Source organism: Rheinheimera baltica DSM 14885, from assembly GCF_000425345.1.
Lineage (GTDB): Bacteria > Pseudomonadota > Gammaproteobacteria > Enterobacterales > Alteromonadaceae > Alishewanella > Alishewanella baltica.
Genome location: NZ_AUDG01000029.1, coordinates 12,569 through 33,935, shown reverse-complemented (window position 1 = coordinate 33,935; position 21,367 = coordinate 12,569). Strand labels below are relative to the sequence as shown.

The window sequence follows — 21,367 nt, the reverse complement described above, 5'->3', positions numbered from 1 at the left end:
GATCGTTTAAAGGGTTTCCCTATGAATGACGGTAGCTTAAAACCCTATTGAGTGGCTTACAAGCGATTTGAGCGCGTTTTAGCTAAAGCAGGTGATCAGACAGAATAACCAGGATAAAGGCTTCATCGTCCCAGGGGCCGGTAGTCAGGCCTAACCATTCGCGGGCGGGTATGCCATCTGCTTCGCGGCCGAACTGGTGGGTTGCTCCGTATTCCATATTGGTACCCACAAGCAGCATGTCGTCACTGGCGTCGTACAGGATGGTGTCTACCAGCATACTGCTTTGGCGAAGGATACGGCTATCGCCGTTCTTGCGTTTGATGGTTTCCGGTGCCAGCGGGTCCCATAGTGAACCATCAGGAGCAAGCTCTAACTGGAACCTGTCCTGAGTGGCCTCCACCAGGTACTCGCCAATCTGTGATAATGCAGGCTTGAGGTTTTGGCCTTGCTGTACCAGTTGCTCTAACACATCGGCTATGGCATTGGCGTTGCCGGCATCGATGCTGATATTGCTGCCGGCCATTACAGCAAGCCCTCGTCAGAAGCCTGGCTCAATACCTCGTCGTCAGCGGCTGCATAGACACCTTCCCACAGGTCAGCAATGTAATCATGTTCGTGACCTGCAGCTTTGTTCTGCAGTTCAGCAAGAGTGCGGATTGCCTCTATCGTTATTTCATCGGCCAGTAAGGCCTGAGCCTGCTGCAGTAACTTCATCGGGTTTTACTCCTGGCCTTAGTGGCTTTTTGTATTTGCTGTTCCAGATGGTCATAAAGCTCAGGCTGCCATTGTTTTAAGGCTTCCGGTGCCAGCATCCAGGCGGTAAATGCCTCAGCAAAGCTTTCATATTTATTGGTGGCCGCATAGTAGGTTACCCAGCTGGCACCTGCTGGGTAATCAGGTGCCCCAGCATAGTAATGCACCTGGTGGCCAAGCTCATGCAACCAGGTAGAAATTAATCTAGCACTTTCGCCCAGCCTTTTCTCTACCAGCTCGCTAACTGTCCAATGTCGTTTTAGCGGGTTATCTGCAGTGCCAAAGATATGCGGGCCTTTATTGCCTGCTGCGTCCTGGATAACCTCGCTGGCAACTTCACGCACTTTAAGCATATCAACTTTGCTCAGGCTGTCATTGGCTTTCGCCTTTACAACAATATGCTCCCAGCTCATCGAGGTAAAGCCGCCAACACGGGCAGGGGAGCGGCTGGTAAATTTCATCTGTGCATAAAACTCGTCAACACCAAGGTACTCGGCTATCGGCGCGGCCAGCGCAGCCGACTTTTTGCCCCGGCTCATTTCGGTTTGTTTAACAAAAATAGTTTTGGTCGCTTTGGCTTTCATGAAATCGTTAAGCGCCGTTAGCTGGGGTGCATCGAGTTTTCCCAGCAGGCCATCAATCCCTTCAGCGGTAACACCCTTAATTGTACTAAACGCACTTGGCACAATTCGCTCTGGTAAACGCTCTGCCAGTTTAGGTTTGGCAGCGACCTGGGCTTTTACCTTAGCGACTTGTGACGTGCTACCTGGTGCGTAGTCAAAACCCGGATCAATACCCACCGGCACCTGTTGTACCTCGCCGGTTTTCTTGTCTACCCAGTCGCGGTATTCGATAGCTGGCTCAGCGCTAACAGTCAGCCCTTTTCGCTTAACGCTGGCTGTAGTTTCGCCGAACACTTTGCATTTGCAGCCCCAGCCATTGGTAGGGAACCAGACTTGCCAGAACGGGCTGGCTTTAGGTAACACCAAGCCATCTTTGCTTAAGTGATTCAGCCTCGGGTACTGACTGTCACCGTGCTTATAACGCCAGAAGTCAAACTGCTGCAGCTGCTCGTAACGGCCTGCATTGTAAGACTGACGCATATTGGTACCGTAGATCACATTAGCGCGCCACGCAGCTTCGCCAGTGTGGTCCCAGCCATGGCGTTTTACCATGTCTTTAAACTGGCTTTTAAACCAGGTTAAACTTTTGCCATTGGCAATGGCCGCATCCACTGCGCCGCGCATATCAGCCAGTAAGTCGGTTTTCATTGCACCTGCTACGGTAAAGGCAACATCATGTTGCTGCCGCCAGATATCAGTCCAACGCTCGCTTGGCAGGTTTACCTTTTTGCGAAAGTACGCAATAGCCGCATCAAAGGGCAGCGAACCATACTCAGCCGTGGCCATTAGTCGCCTTGCTCCACATCAAACCGGCCAGCCAGCTCGGCAGCGGCAAAGGCCTGCTCCATCACTTTGGCCAGTTCGGTCTCGTCCAGGGTATCCTCCAGCGTTAGTAACTGGTCCAGCAATTCTTCCAGGCTATTGGCATTGTCTACCATGTCCTGAATGGGCTTTATCAGTTTATCTACTGCTGGCTTGGCTTTGCTCTGCAGCTGTTTAAGCAGCATATCTGCAGTATCTGGTTGCTCTTCGGTTTGTGCTTTAAGGGCTGCAAATCCTTTTAATTGTGCCGGCAGCTGCGGTGCGTTATCCAGGATCTTAAGTACCGGTTCGCCTTCTTTAGGCTGGGGGATCTTTGTTTTTTCATGCAGCCAGCTGGTACCAATTTGCATTCCCATGCCAACAAAGGCACGCAGTGGGTATGCCAGATCGCGCAGGTCTTCTGGCTCTGTAGTGTCAAATACAATGCGGGGTTTGCGTCTTGGGTCGCCGGTATAGCTTTTGCCGTTAAGAAGGTGCATTGGCATGATCAGATCACGGTTAAGCGTGCCAGCTAATTGGCGCAAGTCATGGTCCCGAATATCCAGGCGAATACCATCATGCACGTTACCCAGTGCCTGGCTGCCGCTATTACCCACTTCCGCGCTAAGCGTTTGCCCCAGGATGACTTTACTTTGAATGCGCTCACACCAGGCAATCATGGTCATAAACGGTTCGCCACCGCCTTTGGCCGCTTCGTGAAAATCCAGCTCCATACCTTTTGGCATAATGCCGGCTCCGTTATGGCCAACGCTTAGCACGGCATTCATCAGGCTGTTTTTCTCTGGATCGGTTGCGCCGCTTGGGTACTTACCTACGCGAATTGGGATGCCGTAAATTTCAAGAAACTCTGCCAGATCCCTTACGGAGTAATTTTTAAATATGAATGGCCAGGCTAACTGACGCACTAAGCCAAGCCGGGCAACGTAGCCTGACTTAGCCGGGTGTTTATGCTGCAGCCAATTAAGCGGCCGCATCTCTTCACCCATAGCGCCGTTACGTAACAGCAGCTTGTCCTGGTTAAGCTGATCCAGGGTGAACCAGGAAGCAGGCCGGTGCTCAAAACCACAAGGCACCTGAAAGCCACCATAGCGCTGCCACTCGTATTCAATGTTGCTAAAGCCTTTGTGAACACCATCGGCCAGGTTAAATATAATGTCTTCCCAGTCTTCAATATCGCGCAGCATATCAGCGATATTTGCCGCGTCGGCTTTCTCTGCCTCGCTGGCGTTGCGTGGCGGCTCAACGGTAAACGGCACAGTGCTCATTGCCATCTTGCGCTTAAACAGTTCGGCCGCTATGTGGCCGTCTTTCTCTTCCATGTCTTCAGCCAGCCAGCACTGATGCAAGAGGTTGCCTTGCTCAGCCTCACGTAAAATATTGGCGAGTTTGGCCGGGGTTAAACCACTACTTGGGTGGTCGGCGAACTCCCTGCGCAGCTGCGCTGCATAGGCAGTTTCTTCATTCGTTTGCTTGGTGGTTAGCTGCTTTTCGCGAATACGAAAGGGAGTGCCATTTTTATCATAAATCATCAGAAACAGCCTCTATCAAAGGTGGGGTTGTCGTTGTCACTGTAGCGTTCGTCGAACTGACTGGCCGGGTAAACAGGGGTAAAAGCTATTTCGCTGCCATCCATCCAACTGGCGCGAATGGCCATGGCCAGCGCTACTGCAAAGTCGCCGTGGCGTTGCTGGCCATCAGTACCTTTGCCGCTGCCTTTCTCAATTTGCGGTATGCCATTGCGGATCTGAATTTTGGTCAGGTCGTCCAAGATATCCATGTGCCTTGGTATTTCGATGTTGCCATCGTCAAACTCGGCTTTCAGTTTTGGCATCCACTCCCGGTACCAAGCAGCTGAAAGCATTACGGTGTCGACCATCTGGCTGCCATAACGCAACTGAGCAGCCTCGGCCAGATAGCCACCATTACCGGTAGAGTCAAAGGCAGCCGCTGTAAACCGGGGCAGGCCGGATAGCAAATAGAACAGGATTTGCCGCTGTGCATCATAGGTAGCATTTACCAACTCCAGCACAAAGGGCGTGCGCTTGCTGAGGTCGGGCTTTATTTCCAGCGGCACAAATACTGACAAGTCGCCTTTGCGCGCAAAGTCTTCACCAAACACATGGCGGTGCTGTGGGTTTAAATTGGTTAAAAGTGGTTTTAAATTGTCTTCACACCATTCTTCAACCTGACGTTTGCGGGCATATTCTGGCAGCAATTCAAAATCTTTCGGGCTGGTGAAGCGAACAATAGGAATGCTTTTATCAGATACCATCGCCCGCTCAATAAGGACGCGCTTAAGGTAGACGCCGCTGCCGGCCTTGGGCACACAGAAGTATTCTTCTAGGGCATCTTCTTCGGTGGCCGTATCTTTTAACAGGCCATTTTTCCACTCGTCTTCCGCTTGCTGGCTCCAGGGCTTCTTGCGAATTTGGCATATACGCTGGTACAGGCCCTCGCGACAGGCATCGTCTAACGTGATCGTGTGAATGCTATAGCGCTTTTTGCCGGCGCGGCTGTCCTGGATCAACTGGTTAAACAGGTTATCAATACCGTTGTGAGTGCTGATTAACCGGACCTTGCTACCCCACATGGTTAATGCCAGAGCGGCCTTTAACACCTCGGCAAGCCGTTCATGGAACGCCGCTTCGTCTATGGTAACGTTGCCCTGCATACCCCGCAGGTTGGCAGGGTTGGAGCTTAGCGCCTGTATTTTAAAGCCACTGGCAAAGTGAATAACGAATGTGAGGATCTCTTTACCTTCTTTGCCATCGTCGACAAAGATTTCCTCCTGAATTTCAGAGCCGGCCTTGTTAAATACCCGCGCCCACATGGCCGCTGCCTCAATAAACTCGCGGGCCATTTCCTTGTTGCTACCAACATAGAAGTGGTTGCAACCGTTATTGTCACGGCGCAGGCTGGCACACAGTACTGCGTCGGCAGCTTCGGCCCAGGTAAGACCGGTTCGCCGGCTTTTCTCGGCAATTTTCAGTGGGCTGTCGTCGGCCACCCAGCGCTTTTGGTAACCCAGCAATACCTCTGCTGCGTCAAATTGCGCTACCTGGGAAACATAAGCGTCGACGTTATGGCCAATCGCCTGGGCACTTGCGGTTTGGTTCATCAGGCAATACCTAATATTTCACGCTTAAGGGCAGCAACACCCTCAGCTGTCAGGCCTTGCTGAGTGGCAACCTTCTCGGCGGTTTCTGCTACTTCGGCGGCAAAAATCTGGCGGATTTCTTTCTCACGCCGGTGGGTGTTCATGGCTGCTGCCTCTAAGCGCTGGGCGGCCAGCATGGCGTCTTTAATCATGCCGATGTCCATATCTTCACTGCTGGACTGGCTCATCATCGCCTTAAACAACTGGGTGCGACCTATCTCTAAAATCATCCGACTAACGTCGCCGGTTGGTTTATCGCCCAGCTGTGCCACCAGGGCGTTAGACACCTCACGCAATTCGCGCAGGTCTTTGCCTATGGTTTCCATTTGGGTGCTGTAACGGTTAAGGCCGGAGCGGCTTATTTTCAGCTGCTCTTTGTCATGCTCTGGCAGCTGGCTTTGCTCGATAAGCTCGTTAATGTAGTCGAGCACTTCTTGCTGGGTTAAGCGGCCATCGCGCAGTTTGGCGTCCAGCTCGCGCCGGATCTCTTCTGGTAGCAGGTCTATTTTACTGCGCCGGCCACGGGTGATTTTATCAGTCATGGTGGGCCTCAGTTGGCGGGTGAAGGGCGTTTAATCCCTGGCACGCGGGCACGGCCAGTGGCAACGTCTAAACCCCGGCTGGTAAGGTGCGCTAATTGAATATTGCCAATGGCTGATAAGGTAATTAGCCCTTGTTCAACCAACCAGGCCAACTGGGTACGCAAGCCGTCACGGCTGATATCCAGGCCCATGGCGTTAATACCATCGTGCAAAATTGACTCATTTAAGTCGTAGCCTGAATCCTCTGACAGCAGCCGCAGAATAACCAGGCGTTGGTGTTCTCTCATTAATTCAGCGAGCATGGTTTCCCCTTAATTCATTTTCTATCAGCAAGTCGAGCTTGTTTTCTATTGCTTTCATGCGCCCGGCTGAGCTGTCCAGCTTTGAAGCCAAGCTGCTTAATTCTTTTCCCATCTGGTGCAGTTCCTCCTTGGTGGGAAGGTATTCCAGCCGCACCTGCAGTTTTTCCTGCTCGGCCTCGCTTTTCTTCAGCCGGGCTTCCAGCTCGGCAATGGCAAGTTTGTTTTCGCGGGGGGCCCGGCTAATCCATACCCATAATCCAAGACCGATGGTGATTAACCACTGCAGCACATCGAACCAGAACTTAAGCTCTGTGTAGTTCCAGTTATCCATATATCTGCTTTTCCTTGTGTTCAGCCAGGCTCTGGCAATCAATGCAGCGCACTGCATGGGGTACTTTCTCCAACCGCAAGGCGGGGATATCAGTGCCGCATGCTATGCAGTAGCGACCATGTTCATCCTGGCGTGGCTTTTCCGCTGGGCGGGCAAGGGCGGCTTGCAGTGCCTGATCGCGTTGGCGCTGCTCTAACTCGGCAGCTCTGTCTATTAAATCCGGCATGTACTACTTCCGTTTAATGAATGCTGATATCGCGCCGGCTGTTTTATCGCCAGACGATTTTGAATAAGGTGCAAAGCCGTCGATGGTACGCAGGCCCATATAGGTAAGTGCGGGGGAGAACAGCCACAGTAAAACCTCAAAGCTGGCACCATCGCCGATGCCAGAAGCCTTTAGCGCTTCAAAGCCAATGGCATAAAGCACACTGGCGTACATAGACAGCCGGGCGATTAACGGCCGGGTTTGCCTTACGTACTCATCTTTGGAATTGTCGCCGTTCTGAATAGTGCCCTGGGTGGCCTGGTGGCGTTTGGTTGCTTCCTGCTCCAGGGTAACGCGCATGCTTAACAGTTCGTCCAGCTCGTCGGCGTTAAAGTGCTTTAGGTTTTGCACCAGCGCCGCTTGTTGCGCCTCGGGGTTAACGTAGTTATTGCCCACCACTGTTACCACATCGGCAGCCAGGTCGGCCACTTTGCTTTTACCAAGCTTGGCACCTATGAATTTAATAGCGTCAGGCCCCAGGGTTAACAGCGCGCTGGCTAATAGCGATAAGCTCATGAGTTGATCCTTAGTAGTTCGCGCAGCTTGTGGTTGTGGCGCAGCGCGTCGCCGATATTTGGCGGGGGTGGGTTAATAGCACGGTGAATTTCCGCAGGGGTTACAGAGTGCCAGCCTTGCTCGAACAGCACCTGCATAGTGCCGTCGTAGCTGTGCAGCGGTGGCGGGCTGCATTTGGTACCAGCTTTGTGGGCCAGTACTTCGGCTTCAAGCCGGCGCTGTTTGCCCTGTTTAGCCGACCAATCCCAGTTAGCGCCCATAGGTGGCCCCCGCGCCGGCGTAACCAACTTGCCAGCATTCGTTGGTAAGGTCGCGCAGCCGATTAAACCACCCTTCGATAAACACGCTTTGCGCTGAGTCTTTAGCCTGAATGCGTGCGTAAAGCCTGGCCCGACGAAGAACGTAGCGGGCAATAAGCCATTCGGTGTCGGCGAGTCTCGCGGCCTGAATGGTTTTGGAACCGATGATGCCGTCGGTAACAAGGCCCAGTATTTCCTGCAGCAGCCTGGCCGCTGTGGCAGGGCCGTGCTGCACTGCTGCATCGAATACGGCAAGGGCAATCCCTGTTGGTAGCTCATGGCTGCGGGTAGCACGCCAGTAATCGCGGTGGTAAATAAAAGCAGCGCGCTGCTCAGTAAGGTTAAGAATATCTTCACGCGGGTAGGCCCTTTTCGATATACCGAAATTGGTTTCACCGCCCGGGTCGTCTACATGGCAAACGTAGCCGCCTTCCTTTGCCAGGACAAAAGCAACGGCATGCTGAAAGGCTATTGAATAAGTATTAAGTGATGGTGTTTGCATGAACGCGACACAGACAGCTAAGGTGTGCTGTCAGTATCGCGTGGGGGTTGGGTTAAGCTGGATTAAAGCGTTTTGCTAATTATTTGTTGAGTGCTGGGCTTACATCAAAGCTTGTTGAATTCTGCTCTTAGCTGGTCCAGCTCGCGGTCTGTTGCTTCAATGCGGCTATTCCAAATAGTTGTAGCGGCTACGATGCTGGAATTAACTTTATCGTCGTGAGCCACGCCGTATAAGTTTTGCACATAACGGCCACGTTGGCTGTTGATTTTGGCAACTTCGTCATCACGGTTTTTCACTTGCCTGTCGCGCTGTCGCTCAAGCCGGTTAATTTTTTCGGTCAAGTCGCGTTTTTTAATTCCTATGGCAATCCTGTCTATTGTGTCTGACGCAGCCGTGGCCGCAGGTGTTTGCGCAGTCTGCAACGGTGGCTCGGTGTTTTCGCGGCTGTAATCTGTTACCTGTGCATCATCTGCACAGGGCAACTGGCTGTATGTAGTGCCGGCTGCTGTTTCGCACTTATAAACCGTTGCGCTAACTGGCATAGCGCTTAGTGCCAATAGTAATAAAATCCGTTTCATTGTTTGTGCTCTCGTGTTGTTAACCTGCAAAGAGTAGCCATTTTTGGGCCAAAAAAAAAGCCCCTAATTAACGGGGCTTACAACAGTTACAAGCGCTACAACCGCTTAATGCGTGGGGCTTGTAACGCTGGTAGCAATTGGATCTGGCACTAACTGGTAGGTGTAAACGCCTTTAACCTTGCTGCTTTGCCAGTGTTTACCTTCGCCGGCATCCAGCTTATTGCGGGCGGTTTTGTCGTCTTGTTCAAAGCCCAGCAGTTCCAGCAGGGCTTTTTTATTGATACCTGGTTGCTCGTTAATGGCTGCCTGGGCGCGGCTGATAAAGTCTAATTCGTCGGCGCTCATGCGAGCGGCTTCTACGTCAATGCCGTTTAGGCTAAAGTCGGCTACTCGCACGCTAAAGGCGCACTCCAGAATGCTGGCGCGCTCTTTGGTTGGGGTAAGTACAAAGTCAATTTTACCTGTGGCCTCATCTACTTTTTTTAGCCGGTACATGTTGTCGACGCTATTACGGATATTGTTGCTGCCCTGGTAATTCTTACCGTCTTTGTTGGCATGCGACAGGATTAAGATGGTGGCACCGGCTTCGCGCAGGTTCATAAACTTGTCCATAATGGCCATGGCCTGGCTGTTGTTCATTACATCGCCGAAGTTGCGCAGGCTATCTACAACTATCAGGGTGTTAGCGTAGGTGTTGCCACTGGCCCTGGCGTCTAATTCGTCCAGCATTTCAGGTGCCGACATGGTGGTTTTGCTGCGCTGCACATAGAAAATATTGCGCTGGCTTATCAGCTTTTCTTGCACGCCCCGGTCTTTCAGTACGTTGAGTGGGTTGTCAAAGTCCAGATAAATCACATTCTGAAAGCCGCTGCAGGCTTTAGATACTGCAAAGGCCAGCCAGCTTTTGCCCTGTCCACCATCAGCATATACCAGGGTGATCATGCTTTTTGCCAGAAAGCCCGGTATTAAAAACTCGGTTTGCTTTTCAAAGTCGCCGTGGCGCAGAGTTTGGGTTAGTAAAAAGTCGAACATGGTTATTCCCTTAAAATAGGTTGATTTGGCGGCGGGCGCGCTCGGCCAGGGTTTGTTCTTTGATAATGGCGTAAACCTGAACCTCGGTTAGCCGGTGCTCTTCTGTTAACGCTCTTATGCCCGCGCCACGGTTGTGCGCGTTGTAAATGGCAATGTTGCGTAACATGGTTTTTAAACGGTCATTGCGCGGAATGTATGTTTGAATGCCGCCGAAGTAATTAGCCAGCTCCACTACCAGCCGCTGGGCGTGCTGCTCAGGGTTTTTAACGGCACCCTTTAGCTCGGATTCAAATAGCGCAACCAGGCTTTGCAACATTGCCGGCAAGCGGCTGAAAATTTCTTTGCGCGCCTCGGGCTTTAAGCTGTCCAGCTCTGTTAGCAGTTGTTGTAAGTCTTCGCTTTGGGCAAAGGCATCAAGTTGTTGTTCACTCATTTGGCACCTCATGTACTCTACCGCCCAGCTGGCGCATGCGCTCCTGAAACAGGCGGCGGTCTTCATCAGGGTTGGTAACGGTTTGGGCTTTGTATTCGATGGTGCTGCCTACCGGCGTTTCCTGGGCAATTTGGCCCAGCCGTGCTGTAAGCACTTTGCGCAGGTAGTTATGGTTGGTTAGCTGTTTGCCGGTACCGTTAATGCGGCTTTGCTGCAAGCTGGCAACGGTTTGCTCTAACGCCTCGGCCAGGGCGTTATGATTACTGGTTAACGCCAGGGTTTCAGTTACCAGGCTAAGCGCTTTGGTGTTGGTTAAATCTTGCTTACTCGGACGAAACATCGCCAGGTAAGCAACCAAATTGCCGCCCAGTTTGTAATTCATCCGGGCGAACTGGCCAAGTAACTGGCGGCCAGCTTCGTCGGCAATCAGTTGATCCAGGTGCAGGTTTGAATGGCAAACCGGGCAGCGGCCTAACTTCATAGCGTTTCTCCCATTACAACATTGCTCCATTAATACGTTCCCAGCGTTGCAGCAACTGGTTGTAACTGTCTTTCGGGTCTGGCTGGTAGCCACGTTTTTTCAGGTCTTCAAACAGGCAGCGCCGGGCCCAGCGTTTAAGGCTATTAAGCGTTTTGCCAGCATCGTCGCCACGCAGCCATTGCACTTCGGCAATGCCAGGGGGGCCATCTGGCTGGGCGGTCATGCGCTTAACCCAGGCGTTTAACGCGGTTTCGCTACCGTCTTCAACGAAGCCGGCACGGTGCATAAAAATCCACAGCGCACGGATAGCGCTGCGTTCGTCCTTCGGGCCTTTGGCTGTGCTGGGGCTTAAACGGCCTTTAACGGCTTTTTTCACCGGTTTAAAACCGAGCTTTTTAAATGCTTCCAGCACGGTTTCCAGCTCTGGAATAGTCATATCCGTGCTGCTGGTTTTGCAGTTGCCGAAGTGCGCCAGGTTGGCGCGGTAGCTTTCTTCGTCCATACCCAACTGAGTGCGGGCGATATGGATCATCGTTACCAGCTGGCGGCGCGGGTTGGGTTTGGTAGCTGTCATTTGCTACCTACCTTTCTGGCTTTTTTGGCCAGATTATTTGCAAGCCGCACAAACGCCTGCTGGCATTTATTGCATACAGAATCTGCGACCATTACGCCATCGGCATAGCAAACACCGACTTTCTCGAAGATTTCAACTTCAAACTTTTTACCGCCTTTAACATCCTGGTGGCAGATGTCACACTTGAAAGTGAATTTCATTTGCCACCTGCCTTGGCCTGCTGGCGTAGTTGGTTTTCACTGATAGCCTTATCGTAATCTGCCAAAACAAATAGCCCGGCATCCTCGCCACACATGCAAGCTAGCTCGTCAAAAGCATTCTTGTTTTCGCCTTTAAGCATTAGGCTCATAATGCTTCTGTACTTCTGTTTTCTTTCATCTTTTTTAAGTGGCATCACGCACCTGCCTTGGCTTGCTGTTCAGCGAACCACGTTGGGATTGGAAATCTGGATGTGAATAAGTAAGTCTCAACTTGCTCGGCTTCTATATCCTTGGCTTCCGGCCAATTGCTAAGAATTTCATCAACATCATCTGCGTACGCCACAACGATGGAATGACTATTATCAGCAGCATATCCACTGCACCAGTATGGGTGTTTAACCGGCCATTTAATTGGACGGTAATCATCTGGATTTGCTTTAAATCTGGCTCGAATCATTTGCCACCTGCCTGCAGCCTTACGTCTGCAAATACACGTTGAACCCGCGCCATTAATTGCTCGTGGATCTGCTCTGGTGTGGTGGGTTCGCCTGGGTGGCCTAAGCTTGCTGCAAAGTCGCCAATCTCGCTGATAATCAGGCGCTCTGTCAGGTCTAACGTGCCCTGAATATTTTTGATGTATGTCTTAAGCGCTGGTACAACAGAATCACCAATCCGGCCGATGCCTTGCTGTTGGCAAAATTCATTAAGCTCAACGGTTAGAGCAGTGTTGCGTTTGTGGGCGTCGGTTGAGATTTCTTTGGCTACCGCTTCGTACTCGTCTTGGTAGCATACAAACTCACCTAAGCAATAATCCGCTTTTGCAAAGTAGTAACCTTCGGTTTTGTTCCAGTACAATGCTTCAAACATGCCGCCCCAGTTCGGGCCGCGTTCTTTAATGGCTTGTCTTATCGTTTTCATCATGCTTTACCTGCCATGTAAACCGCAGCACGGTAACCAAATTGATACTGCTCAGATGTAGATGCGTTTTCATTTTCCTGATTTATCAAGCCATCTTCATAACCGGCAACATAATCAGGATGAGTGGTGGTTATAGTGTCAATTAGGGGTTTTAGCGGGAAGACACCAGTTTTGTTCTTAGGCTTGTAGAAAACCTGATCATCATTGATTTGTACACTGCCGCCTGTCCAAATTGTGAATTGGAATGGCTGACAATCTATTACGATTCCGTCTCTAACGATCCACTCTAAGAAGTCCTGTCCTTTATCGACGAACTGAATTGTCTGGAATTTTGGCTGTTCCTTAATTTCTTCGCTCTTATGGATTTCCCAGTACTCTTTACCGGTGTTAACCACGGTGAATTTCTGGTCAGGCAAAAGCTTGAATGCCAAAGCGCGTACTGCAAATTCAGGTCCTTGCGTGGAGCTGGCTGTTTGGCCATTAAACTTGCTGGTGACGTAGGTGCCACTGCGGTACTTACATGTGATGCTAATAGTTTGGTTTTCCATAGTTGTATCCTCGGCTGCTCATCAGTACCGGTGAACCACCACCGGCAGACGCCCCATTGCTGGGCGTTTCGCTACGGGTTTAAGGCGTCTTTAAGTTGCGGTGATTGTTTAAACACGGCCTTAACGCAGGCCGGTTGGTGGGTAGGCTGGCCGGTAACAGGGTGCTTACCGGTTCGGGCCGCAGCCTGGCGCGGGCTGAACGTTCCAAAGCCCTGAATAGATACATGGTTGTTAACCTGCAGCTGCAGAGTAATGATGTTTAGCAGGCTGTTTACGGCGCGTTCTGCGCCGGCTTTGGTTAAGCCAGCGTCATTGGCCAGCTGCTGAATGAGCTGTGATTTATTCATTGCTTAGTCCTCGTCAATGGTTTGGCCAGGCTGCTGGGTTACTACCAGCTGCACCTGGGTTTTCGGTCTGTCAGTGGTAAAGCTGCCCAGCCAGGTGGGCAGGTGGTTGTCTTCTGACGTGTCGAGATAGTGCAGGGAAGAGCGAACCATGTCGGCAAAGGTGGGTGATTCCTGGCAGATTTTTAACAACATTTCGTTGTCGTACTCGCCATCGACCAATGGTACTTCGCGCCAGTGGTCATACACTTTTTCGGCCTGAACCTGACCGGATATCCATTGCTGTAAAACGTTTTCATCTTGCTGATTCAGATCCATCTGAGTGTCCTCAAATGTGCATGGCTTTTGGCCACCTAATATCCACAGCAAGGCGTCTGCCACGCCTTGCTCGTAGGTTTTACCTGGCTGGTTGGTGCCGTACTGTTCGGCCAGGCTGATTGCCACCGCGATTTCGACACGGATTTGCTCAGCCGTTGGCATAGCTGTTGGCTTAGTTGTTGGTAAGAGAATTGGCTGGTTCATAGCGACACCGCCGCTAAATCTAACGGGATTTGCTGATACTGGTCGGTATCGCCAATGCGCTTGTACACCCGCACATAAGCTTTGCTGCCGACTACCTGGATGGCTTCGCCAATGGCTGTCATGGCTTTAAGCCAGCGAGGGTCTTTGATATCTAACCGGCGCAGGGCAAGCACGCGGGTGGTACTGATATTGCCTTGCTTGTCAGCATCGAATGCGCCATTAACAATGGCCTTGAGCTCTGAGCTGGCGCTCGCCGTCCAATCCTTCAGGCATTCATCAATAAGCGCTTTAGCGGCCTGCAAGCGCTCGTCAAAGCTGATGGTTTCGTTAATGGCGCGAACTATCTTGTACTGGCCATCGAAGCTGTACAGTGTAACGTTGCCCTTTTTGCCGCCAATGCTAGCGTCGTACTGCTCTGCAGATAGCTGGACAAAGGCCGCAATGTCGGCAAAGGCAACTTGCTTAAAGGCTGACAGCTGGGCGCTAAGCGCTTCTGATTTTGCGGTCAGTTCTTTAACTAATGCATCACGCGCCTGGTCTACAGGTTTTACTTTGTCTACCGGAATCAATGAGCCTTTGGCGTCTTGCCAGTAGCCGGCAGGGATAGTTGCATGAATAGGATTTTGTGCGTTCATGGTGGTTTCCTTAATTACTGTGCCAATGGACAAGGCATTCGCCTACACGGGCGGAATAGCGCATGCTGCGCTGACCGTTGTTGTTTTCGATTAACTGCACTGCTGTGCGCTGTAGCAATGGGCAGGCAACATCAATACTGATGACCGGGCGCTTTTTGGCGTGGTGAACGGTAACCACCTTGCAGCCTTGTTGGGCCAGCCACTTGCGGGCGCGCTCTACCTGAAAACTAATAGTTTCACTCATTGTTTGTTCGCCTTGTTAAGGGGGCAGGTTTGGCAGGCTTTCCAAAGCTTGACGCGCTGCGGGTTAGTGGCTGCGAAGGGTTTGCTCTGCTCCGTTGCACAACGCTGAACGGTAATGCTGCCGAGCACCGGGCAGGTTACTTTGTCGCTGCTGTAGGCTTCGGTAACCTTCGCGGCGATGTTTTCCAAGTTGCCTGGGTACTTTCTATTTAGTACCTGGCTCATAGTGGTTTTGCTGATGCCTAGCGCCGCCTCTACTTTGCGGCGGCCGAGCTCCGCGACCTTTTGTTCAAGCAGTTCAAGCCATTGCATGGTTCAGTTCCTTCTGTGTTTTGGCTGTGGGGCGCTTAGGCTTTTCAACCAGCTTTTTCAGGTTTTGGTCGTACAGCCCGGTTGGCCGAATTACCGGATATTTATGCCCTGTGTTTTTCAGCAGCCGGTACCGGACTGAAAAGCCTTTGCGCTGTGCCATGCTGGCGTTGCGGCGCTGTGGGCGGGTAATAAACACGTACTCGTAGCGCACTAAGTCAGACAGAAAGCGCTCTGCACTGGCCCGGCTGCATTCGGCATTGGCCTGTAAGTCGGCGACGGTGAAGTCGCCTAAAAACCGCATGGCCTGCCACAGTTTTTGCCGGATGCTTTTAGGGCGTTCTGCGGTTTGGTTTTTACCTGGCAGATGCGGTTTAGCTCCGGCTACTGCCTGATAAACCACTGGCTTAACGCCGGTGCTTATGGTGGCAATTGCTTTTAGATCCTGCAGATGGGCAATAACCATCTGCGCTGATTTCAAACTCACTTCCATGTGAGCAGCGAGCTCGGCACTGCCAAAGTCTTGCTGCTGCTCTATCCACTCCCAGGCGCGCTGGCTGAGTGTTTGGTTTTTCATTACTGCGATTCCGTTACTAATTAACGCTAGGGAAGAATTGCTGTTCGCCCCACTGAACAACATTAATGCTGGGCATAGCGTTGGAACGGGCAAATGCTTCGATAGTGTTTAAACCGGTATGGATGCGACGGAAATTGCCTTTGGATGCGTGCAGCAGCTCGGCCAGTAAGTCCGGATTAATGGCGGTGTCTGTTACCAGTTCGCTGGCCATGGTGGTTATGTCGTCCAGGTCGGCCGGCTGAAATTCAATATGCTGGGAAATGCGGCTGTACAGCTGCTCTAAGCGCTTTACCTTTTTAGGCAGCTGGTTGTAGCCGATCAGGATGATTGGCACGTTAGCCAGGTCGTAGATATCGCGGATAGTTTCCAGCACGTCCTGACGCTCGGCGATGTAGTCGCATTCGTCAATGAACAGTGGTTTTCCGGTTACGGCTAATTCGTGAACGATAAACTTAAGCATGTCTGCTTTGCGGGCACGTTGATCTAAACCGAGCTCCTGAGATAAACGCTCTAAAAATGTGCCAAGGGTGTCGGACTTTAGACAACGCACCAGAATGCCATCTGCCTGGACAAACAGGTAACTGCCAGCGGTTGTTTTTCCTAAGCCCGCCTGGCCGGTAAACATTGCTATGCTGGGCGTGTTGTTAAGTGCTGCCTCACTTAGGTGCTGGTAAGCGTCGAATGCGGCTAACACGTTTTTTGTTTTTGCTACTGCTGTTTTCATGGTGTATCTCCGTTACTTAGTGGCTTTTTTGCTATTTAAAATTTCGTCGAGTACGCGCGCAGCGACTTTGCTGCGGCTGCGATAGGCGTGTAGCCAAGCTTTTTCGACGGGTGGTAACTCGGTGGTAATGCTCATTTCTGTCAGGTAGCGGGCTTTGTGGGCGTCGCTAGTGAATACCGGGGCATTGTCTTTGCGCTCTAACGCTTCCAGTTGCTGGCGGCGTTGTTCAAAGGCGTTTAGCTGTTGCTCGGTGTAACCGGTTGCCGGCGTTTTGCTTGCCTCAATGGCAGCAAATGCGGCTTGAGTTAGGTTGTTTGATACCTGCTCACTGCGTTTGGGCAGGGCAGCAAGGTTGCCGTTTTGCTCTGTTTTAGCGTTTAAAATGCGCTGGGCAATATCACCTACCTGGTGTTGTTTAATGGCCTTTTTAAACTCGGCACGGCGTTCGCGCTGCTGCTGTCGCTGGATAGCACGGGCTTGGAGGGCAATGTCTTGTAGCTCTAAGCCGTTACCAGCAATTTCAGGGTTAACAGCCTCACAAATAAAGTGATGTTTAAGCGCATGGAATACGTAGATTTTGCCTATATCTTTCGGGTTCCAGCGGCAGTAAACACGCTCACCGATATAAGCACCCAGCTCAGCATGCACATAACTACCACCCTCAACACTAATGCCGTCTGACTTGGTAACAGTGCGATAGCCTTTGTTACCTGGTACCGGAGCCAGCAATATGTCGAGTACGTGCTTATTATCCAGGCGGCGAATTTGCTGCTGGTGATTGATAAACTGTTCAAACGGGCTGCATTTAAGCGTGCTATGTCGGGCGTGGTGATAGTGGTCGTTTACCCATTGGTTGATGAATGCTTCGAACTGCTCGGCAGTAAGATTAACATTCAGGGCGATTTTGTCTTCGCCTTTTTTGCGGCGCTCTAACAGCCTTTGTTCAAAGGTTAAACGGGCATTTATCTTTTGCCGATCGGCTACGTTGTGGCCAATGTACCCCTGGCAGAGCTCGGCTATGCCGTGGCTGAATGTACGGAAAAAGCGTTCAATAAACGGTTTTTCCCAGCCTGAATACGGGTTGGTAATGTCGTGCTCGATACCCAGGGCATCCCACACGCTGCTGATATGATTACTTGTGTAGTCCGAACCGTTATCGGTGCGGGCTATTTCAGGCAAGCCCCAATCCAGTATGGTTTCGCGAATTAATAAAGAGATAGCGGCAGCGTTTGAAGTGGGCCGCAATATACACCTAACGCGGCGGGTAAAGACGTCAATAACACCCACTATGCTGTAGCGGCCATCTTTTAACATGACGTCAGCCGGGGTACTGTCGAACTCCCATAATTGGTTGATGCGCGATACGGAGAATGCCTTGTTACCGAAGGCAACCATACGTTTATTCTGCCAACCGCTGGGGTCGACCAACGACATGAACAATTCCTGGTTCTCGTCTTTCCAGCGTTTCAGCCAGACGCGACAAGTCGCTGCAGCCGGTACGCTGTAATCCCCACCGAATTCAGTTTGCAACGCTTCGTGCAGGGCTTCGCCTTTGATATGCGGGTATTCGTGGATCAGAGCCAGGCAGAAGGTTTTAATTTCCGGTGTGGAATCAATAAGGCCATTGCCTTTGTTTTTGCCGTAGTTACCGGCTAAGGCTCCCAGGCCGTTCTTTTCGTACTCGGCTTCCCAGCGGGTTAAAGTGCTAAAACCGATGCTGGGTTTTAAGGCATATATGTGTTCCGGTACCGGCGTTAAACCGTTGTTGTACTGCAGGCAGAATAAGCGCCAGGCTTTAACTTTTGGCAGGTCTGTACTGCTATGGAAATGACGCGCTGCAGTCAGGATTGCAAACGCAGCTTCTGCCCGGTCTTTCGCTGAGCCATTAAGGCCTGCCATGTTTTGCAGGGCGTTTTGTTTACGCTCCTGGTTAACGGCTTTGGTTAGCTCGTTGCGGTTCACGATGTTTGCCGCGACTGCTTTGGCCTTATGCTCTGCTGTTACCGTCTGCGGTGCCGAAGTGGGTTTAGCAATAAGCGCTATTCGTACATCATCAGGTAAGCCTGTGATCAGGTAGTGCGGGATTTGGCCGCCCCGGCCTGATCGCAGTTCGTGCGCCCATTCTTCTTTGTTAGCGCGAATACGTACTGTTCTGTCAGCGACGTTCAGGGCCGCTGCAATTTGTTTTGCAGTGAACGCCTGGATCATTCTTTGTCACCTTCGTATTCTTTTGCTATATCAATAGGATGTTTTTTTGATATGCTTCGTTTGCCTTTACGACGCGAGCTTGTACCGTCGCTGTTGTATCGTGATGGCCAGATAGTTTTTGGATCGATACTAATAGCAGCCGCAATAATGCGCTCAGCATTGGGATAGGGACGCTGTAAAGCTTGAGACAGAGTGCCTGGAGATAGCTTGTTCTCTTCGGATAATTGACGAAGAGATTTTTTTGCGCGTATCTTTAGCTCTGCGATAATTTTTGCATTGTGCCAGTCCAAATTGGCCATTTTTTTTGCCCTTTAAAATGTCGTCATGCATACATTTTAAATACATAAAAATGTATTTGGCAAGGGGTCGAATATACTTAAATGTGTGTATTTCGATAGGTTATTGATTTAAAAGTACAAATAAATGTATTTTTTTAGGTGCGAATATGGATATGATTGAGTTTGGAAGTTACATACTGCAAATAAGGGATAACGTCCTTACTCGTAAAGACATGGCAGAGAAAACTCAGTTGCACGTTAATACGATCAGAAGTTATGAACTCGAGGGGCGCTTACCTGATATAGATTATTTGGCCGCCTTGGCCCTCGAGACAGGCCATTGTTTTTCTGACCTGGTTAATAAGCGATTGCTTGCCGGTAAGTTAGGTAGAATAGTAGAAAAAAGCCAGTTAATGGTAAGTGACTTGCTGACTGAACATAGGGTGGATAGTGCTCCCGAAACTGTCAGCCTCCCTCTATTTGGCTCGAATAGATACATAAAAATAGATGTTAGCTTATTGCCTCATAAAGTGCCTTCATCGGCATTACTGGTAGTAGATACCAGGCATCACATAGAAAACCCAGAACAGGTAATTTTGCTTAACAAGGAAGATAAGACAGTTCAAGATGGCGAGCTCTATGTAGTCGACATAGGAAATGGTGCCGCCGTTTGGCGTTTACAGATTGGCCTGGGAGGCTCCATGATTTTGTCTAGCGAAAAATCAGGTATCACTCCACTTACGGTTCCCAGGGAACAAATCGACCACATTACTATTCTGGGCCGTGTTGTTTGTGTTCTCAGCTATAGGTAAATCGCACCATACCAGCGGAAAGCGATTAAACAGCGGTACTGATACCGTATCGGTTTTACTCAAGTAATAACCAAGCGCCACAGCATTAGGGCCAATGTACTGCACATCTAAGTAACCATCTTTAGATCCAAACCCAAACACATTGTTTATTTTCACCTTTTTAAGTCCTGCAAGCTTGGACCAAACCAAAGATTCCGACTGCTCTATAAAGCACCCAAACTTAGCGTAATGCTGCTGGCCGTTTTTCCTGGCAATAGGTACCAACTCCTTATGCCGTTCGCTCACATGCCTGGTGCCATAGCCGTGTCTAATTAGAAGAGTAGGCATTTTTAAATACTGGTTTAATATACAGTGGTTGATTGTAGGAAGTCGGATCACGAAGCACAATAGATGATCCGACTTTAAAAATTGAGAATGTTTGACGAATTAGGCTACATGCTATGAACTCATTGACCTGCAGCGAAGTTGGATCGAAACGTGGTTAAGTTGGATCGGTGATCCGACTTTCAGAGATAAAGCCGGATCGGCTTGATATGGTTTCAGCTTGCATTAAACAGTGGGCTATCACCCTTTAACCCATATTTAAACGGGCTTTGCGGGGGATTTTTGTTTTAACCTGGTTGGCTTGGCCTGATGTTCTCAGTAGTAGGGTGGTTTGTGGCGTGGACTTGCTAAATTCTCAAACTGATAGGTATCGACATTTTTCCGCTTTTTTTATGAAACCCTTATTCCTATTGGCTTCCCAGTTATTCCCGCCAAATTTCATTTGTTCCCTGTTTCTCACTCTATTAGATCACTTACATTAGTGCGGCCCCAAAGGGGTGGAGGGCAGGAAGCCCGGAATAATCCCTCTCTCGGCCAGATAAATGAAATCGAGGATTTTATGAGAACCCTTCGGTTCTAACATCTTACTTGTCTTCTTTATCGCTGTTATCTACCACAAGCTTCACCCGCTCGTGCGGCATGTATTCTTCCGGCTCATCAGGAAAAGCTTCTGCATCGGTTTGGGTAAAATTTTCCAGACTTCCCGATAAAATACCTACTTGATCTAACTCTGGTACATTCTCAAATTCTTTAAAACGCTTGGCAATATAGTCGCCAAGCCATTTATCAAATTCTGGCGTGCCGGGTTCTGGCCTGTCAGTTCGCTTGTTCATATCAAATCCTTAGTGCAAAAATTGCTTTTGCCACCAACGTATAAATAGCCAAGTGACTCATAGTGTGACCTAACTTTGTTATTTATCGGATTCATAATTCGCACCTGTTGCGCTCCTATATTAATAGCATAGGCTTCTGCTGCGATTACCGTTAATTGTGCTGTATTGCCAGTTAGTGGTGTTTTCTCAGGGGAAGATTCAATAAAATCTAATCGTAATTTTCCCGCTCCCCAGGTTGGTCGGCCCAAAGATACACTGCACAGCATACTATGAAACCAAATTGCCAGTTCAAAGCGCTTTGGATAAATCGCGGCATAACGGCTGGCCCAGTGCGGCCAGGACCACATTACCCGGCGATCAGGATGCGCTTCCCAGCGGGATAACTGAGCAATAGTACGGCCGGTAATATCATCAAGTTTTACTGATTCTTGTAAACGTAATGGCATCTTTGATGCCGCTTGTGCGCGGCTCTGTTCTCTTAACTGCGCGTAAGTGCTATCGGCCAGTTGGTGGCTTGCTTGTTTCATGTTTCATCCGTGTAATTTAAAGTTAAAAAATAGTAACTTTTTGGAGTGGGGTGATCAAGCGAAAAACAAAGCTGTATAATAAAAATCAGCAGGCATCAGAGCGGTTGAACATAAAAAGCTGGTGCGGGTATTAAAGCAGCGAATACCTGGTTAAG

34 protein-coding genes and 1 other RNA gene are annotated in these 21,367 nt (G+C 50.3%); 1 reads left to right on the top strand and 34 read right to left on the bottom strand.

The window, feature by feature from the left end; translation table 11 throughout:
* Window positions 1-82: 82 nt before the first annotated feature.
* The 32 genes from H595_RS0111170 to H595_RS22105 all read right to left on the bottom strand — a co-directional run bounded on the left by H595_RS0111170 (window position 83) and on the right by H595_RS22105 (window position 18,737).
* A complete protein-coding gene (locus tag H595_RS0111170) occupies window positions 83-523 on the bottom strand; it encodes a phage virion morphogenesis protein (protein WP_027671298.1) in 441 nt (146 codons plus the stop codon).
* Entirely contained in the window at window positions 523-714 is a 192-nt protein-coding gene (locus H595_RS0111165) for a hypothetical protein (RefSeq protein ID WP_027671297.1), read from the bottom strand. The genes H595_RS0111170 and H595_RS0111165 overlap by 1 nt, the downstream gene beginning before the upstream one ends.
* The gene (locus H595_RS0111160) at window positions 711-2,162 is read right to left on the bottom strand and encodes a phage minor head protein (protein WP_027671296.1); all 1,452 of its coding nucleotides are present in this window, start codon (window positions 2,160-2,162) and stop codon (window positions 711-713) included. The genes H595_RS0111165 and H595_RS0111160 overlap by 4 nt, the downstream gene beginning before the upstream one ends.
* Window positions 2,162-3,727, bottom strand: coding sequence for a DUF935 domain-containing protein (locus H595_RS0111155; protein ID WP_037054505.1), 1,566 nt, complete (start codon window positions 3,725-3,727; stop codon window positions 2,162-2,164). The genes H595_RS0111160 and H595_RS0111155 overlap by 1 nt, the downstream gene beginning before the upstream one ends.
* Window positions 3,727-5,316 carry a terminase large subunit domain-containing protein gene (locus tag H595_RS0111150; RefSeq protein WP_027671294.1) on the bottom strand — a complete coding sequence of 530 codons (1,590 nt, stop codon included), beginning with the start codon at window positions 5,314-5,316 and terminating at the stop codon, window positions 3,727-3,729. The genes H595_RS0111155 and H595_RS0111150 overlap by 1 nt, the downstream gene beginning before the upstream one ends.
* On the bottom strand, window positions 5,316-5,897 hold the full coding sequence (locus H595_RS0111145; protein ID WP_027671293.1) for a DUF3486 family protein: 582 nt from the start codon (window positions 5,895-5,897) through the stop codon (window positions 5,316-5,318). The genes H595_RS0111150 and H595_RS0111145 overlap by 1 nt, the downstream gene beginning before the upstream one ends.
* An 8-nt stretch (window positions 5,898-5,905) precedes the next feature.
* Entirely contained in the window at window positions 5,906-6,199 is a 294-nt protein-coding gene (locus H595_RS0111140; protein ID WP_027671292.1) for a VpaChn25_0724 family phage protein, read from the bottom strand.
* A complete protein-coding gene (locus H595_RS0111135) occupies window positions 6,189-6,530 on the bottom strand; it encodes a DUF2730 family protein (protein WP_027671291.1) in 342 nt (113 codons plus the stop codon). The genes H595_RS0111140 and H595_RS0111135 overlap by 11 nt, the downstream gene beginning before the upstream one ends.
* Complete coding sequence (locus tag H595_RS0111130; RefSeq protein ID WP_027671290.1) at window positions 6,523-6,756, bottom strand: TraR/DksA C4-type zinc finger protein; 234 nt, start codon at window positions 6,754-6,756, stop codon at window positions 6,523-6,525. Before H595_RS0111130 ends, H595_RS0111135 begins: the two co-directional genes overlap by 8 nt.
* Before the next feature lie 3 nt (window positions 6,757-6,759).
* A complete protein-coding gene (locus H595_RS0111125) occupies window positions 6,760-7,311 on the bottom strand; it encodes a hypothetical protein (protein WP_027671289.1) in 552 nt (183 codons plus the stop codon).
* On the bottom strand, window positions 7,308-7,571 hold the full coding sequence (locus tag H595_RS22135) for a hypothetical protein (RefSeq protein WP_037054504.1): 264 nt from the start codon (window positions 7,569-7,571) through the stop codon (window positions 7,308-7,310). Before H595_RS22135 ends, H595_RS0111125 begins: the two co-directional genes overlap by 4 nt.
* Entirely contained in the window at window positions 7,561-8,112 is a 552-nt protein-coding gene (locus H595_RS0111115; RefSeq protein WP_027671288.1) for a glycoside hydrolase family 108 protein, read from the bottom strand. Before H595_RS0111115 ends, H595_RS22135 begins: the two co-directional genes overlap by 11 nt.
* A gap of 104 nt (window positions 8,113-8,216) precedes the next feature.
* The gene (locus H595_RS22130) at window positions 8,217-8,690 is read right to left on the bottom strand and encodes a DUF4124 domain-containing protein (protein WP_037054503.1); all 474 of its coding nucleotides are present in this window, start codon (window positions 8,688-8,690) and stop codon (window positions 8,217-8,219) included.
* 105 nt (window positions 8,691-8,795) lie between these two features.
* Entirely contained in the window at window positions 8,796-9,722 is a 927-nt protein-coding gene (locus H595_RS0111105) for an AAA family ATPase (protein WP_027671287.1), read from the bottom strand.
* 10 nt (window positions 9,723-9,732) lie between these two features.
* Entirely contained in the window at window positions 9,733-10,155 is a 423-nt protein-coding gene (locus H595_RS0111100) for a Mor transcription activator family protein (RefSeq protein ID WP_051219841.1), read from the bottom strand.
* Window positions 10,148-10,636 (bottom strand): hypothetical protein, encoded by a 489-nt coding sequence (locus H595_RS0111095; protein WP_027671285.1) that lies wholly within the window; start codon window positions 10,634-10,636, stop codon window positions 10,148-10,150. The genes H595_RS0111100 and H595_RS0111095 overlap by 8 nt, the downstream gene beginning before the upstream one ends.
* Window positions 10,637-10,649: 13 nt before the next feature.
* Window positions 10,650-11,210 carry a gp16 family protein gene (locus H595_RS22125; protein WP_037054501.1) on the bottom strand — a complete coding sequence of 187 codons (561 nt, stop codon included), beginning with the start codon at window positions 11,208-11,210 and terminating at the stop codon, window positions 10,650-10,652.
* Complete coding sequence (locus H595_RS22120; protein WP_037054499.1) at window positions 11,207-11,410, bottom strand: hypothetical protein; 204 nt, start codon at window positions 11,408-11,410, stop codon at window positions 11,207-11,209. The genes H595_RS22125 and H595_RS22120 overlap by 4 nt, the downstream gene beginning before the upstream one ends.
* Window positions 11,407-11,559, bottom strand: coding sequence for a hypothetical protein (locus H595_RS0111080; RefSeq protein ID WP_156885965.1), 153 nt, complete (start codon window positions 11,557-11,559; stop codon window positions 11,407-11,409). The genes H595_RS22120 and H595_RS0111080 overlap by 4 nt, the downstream gene beginning before the upstream one ends.
* Before the next feature lie 44 nt (window positions 11,560-11,603).
* Window positions 11,604-11,867, bottom strand: a complete 264-nt coding sequence (locus tag H595_RS0111075) for a hypothetical protein (RefSeq protein WP_027671283.1) — start codon at window positions 11,865-11,867, stop codon at window positions 11,604-11,606.
* Window positions 11,864-12,331 carry a hypothetical protein gene (locus H595_RS22115; RefSeq protein WP_156885964.1) on the bottom strand — a complete coding sequence of 156 codons (468 nt, stop codon included), beginning with the start codon at window positions 12,329-12,331 and terminating at the stop codon, window positions 11,864-11,866. The genes H595_RS0111075 and H595_RS22115 overlap by 4 nt, the downstream gene beginning before the upstream one ends.
* Window positions 12,328-12,876 (bottom strand): hypothetical protein, encoded by a 549-nt coding sequence (locus H595_RS0111065; protein WP_027671281.1) that lies wholly within the window; start codon window positions 12,874-12,876, stop codon window positions 12,328-12,330. The genes H595_RS22115 and H595_RS0111065 overlap by 4 nt, the downstream gene beginning before the upstream one ends.
* An 8-nt stretch (window positions 12,877-12,884) precedes the next feature.
* Window positions 12,885-12,950: hammerhead ribozyme type II (locus H595_RS23835), an RNA gene on the bottom strand.
* Window positions 12,948-13,223, bottom strand: a complete 276-nt coding sequence (locus H595_RS0111060; RefSeq protein ID WP_027671280.1) for an HU family DNA-binding protein — start codon at window positions 13,221-13,223, stop codon at window positions 12,948-12,950. Before H595_RS0111060 ends, H595_RS23835 begins: the two co-directional genes overlap by 3 nt.
* A gap of 3 nt (window positions 13,224-13,226) precedes the next feature.
* Window positions 13,227-13,742 (bottom strand): hypothetical protein, encoded by a 516-nt coding sequence (locus H595_RS0111055; RefSeq protein WP_027671279.1) that lies wholly within the window; start codon window positions 13,740-13,742, stop codon window positions 13,227-13,229.
* Window positions 13,739-14,377: a DUF3164 family protein gene (locus H595_RS0111050; RefSeq protein WP_037054494.1), complete on the bottom strand. Its 639-nt coding sequence runs from the start codon at window positions 14,375-14,377 to the stop codon at window positions 13,739-13,741. The genes H595_RS0111055 and H595_RS0111050 overlap by 4 nt, the downstream gene beginning before the upstream one ends.
* A 10-nt stretch (window positions 14,378-14,387) precedes the next feature.
* Complete coding sequence (locus tag H595_RS22110) at window positions 14,388-14,621, bottom strand: hypothetical protein (RefSeq protein ID WP_051219840.1); 234 nt, start codon at window positions 14,619-14,621, stop codon at window positions 14,388-14,390.
* On the bottom strand, window positions 14,618-14,932 hold the full coding sequence (locus tag H595_RS0111040; RefSeq protein ID WP_027671277.1) for a hypothetical protein: 315 nt from the start codon (window positions 14,930-14,932) through the stop codon (window positions 14,618-14,620). Before H595_RS0111040 ends, H595_RS22110 begins: the two co-directional genes overlap by 4 nt.
* Window positions 14,919-15,506: a hypothetical protein gene (locus H595_RS0111035; RefSeq protein ID WP_027671276.1), complete on the bottom strand. Its 588-nt coding sequence runs from the start codon at window positions 15,504-15,506 to the stop codon at window positions 14,919-14,921. The genes H595_RS0111040 and H595_RS0111035 overlap by 14 nt, the downstream gene beginning before the upstream one ends.
* A gap of 16 nt (window positions 15,507-15,522) precedes the next feature.
* The gene (locus H595_RS0111030) at window positions 15,523-16,230 is read right to left on the bottom strand and encodes an AAA family ATPase (protein WP_027671275.1); all 708 of its coding nucleotides are present in this window, start codon (window positions 16,228-16,230) and stop codon (window positions 15,523-15,525) included.
* Between the two features lie 12 nt (window positions 16,231-16,242).
* Window positions 16,243-18,438, bottom strand: coding sequence for a Mu transposase C-terminal domain-containing protein (locus tag H595_RS0111025; RefSeq protein WP_027671274.1), 2,196 nt, complete (start codon window positions 18,436-18,438; stop codon window positions 16,243-16,245).
* The gene (locus H595_RS22105) at window positions 18,435-18,737 is read right to left on the bottom strand and encodes a helix-turn-helix domain-containing protein (protein WP_084153579.1); all 303 of its coding nucleotides are present in this window, start codon (window positions 18,735-18,737) and stop codon (window positions 18,435-18,437) included. Before H595_RS22105 ends, H595_RS0111025 begins: the two co-directional genes overlap by 4 nt.
* A gap of 146 nt (window positions 18,738-18,883) precedes the next feature.
* Here H595_RS22105 and H595_RS0111015 point away from each other — a divergent pair, with 146 nt between their 5' ends.
* Complete coding sequence (locus H595_RS0111015; protein ID WP_027671273.1) at window positions 18,884-19,528, top strand: XRE family transcriptional regulator; 645 nt, start codon at window positions 18,884-18,886, stop codon at window positions 19,526-19,528.
* Window positions 19,529-20,436: 908 nt separating this feature from the next.
* Here the strand turns inward: H595_RS0111015 and H595_RS0111010 are convergent.
* Window positions 20,437-20,685 carry a hypothetical protein gene (locus H595_RS0111010; protein WP_027671272.1) on the bottom strand — a complete coding sequence of 83 codons (249 nt, stop codon included), beginning with the start codon at window positions 20,683-20,685 and terminating at the stop codon, window positions 20,437-20,439.
* Window positions 20,682-21,212, bottom strand: coding sequence for a hypothetical protein (locus H595_RS22100; RefSeq protein WP_051219839.1), 531 nt, complete (start codon window positions 21,210-21,212; stop codon window positions 20,682-20,684). The genes H595_RS0111010 and H595_RS22100 overlap by 4 nt, the downstream gene beginning before the upstream one ends.
* Between the last annotated feature and the right edge of the window lie 155 nt (window positions 21,213-21,367).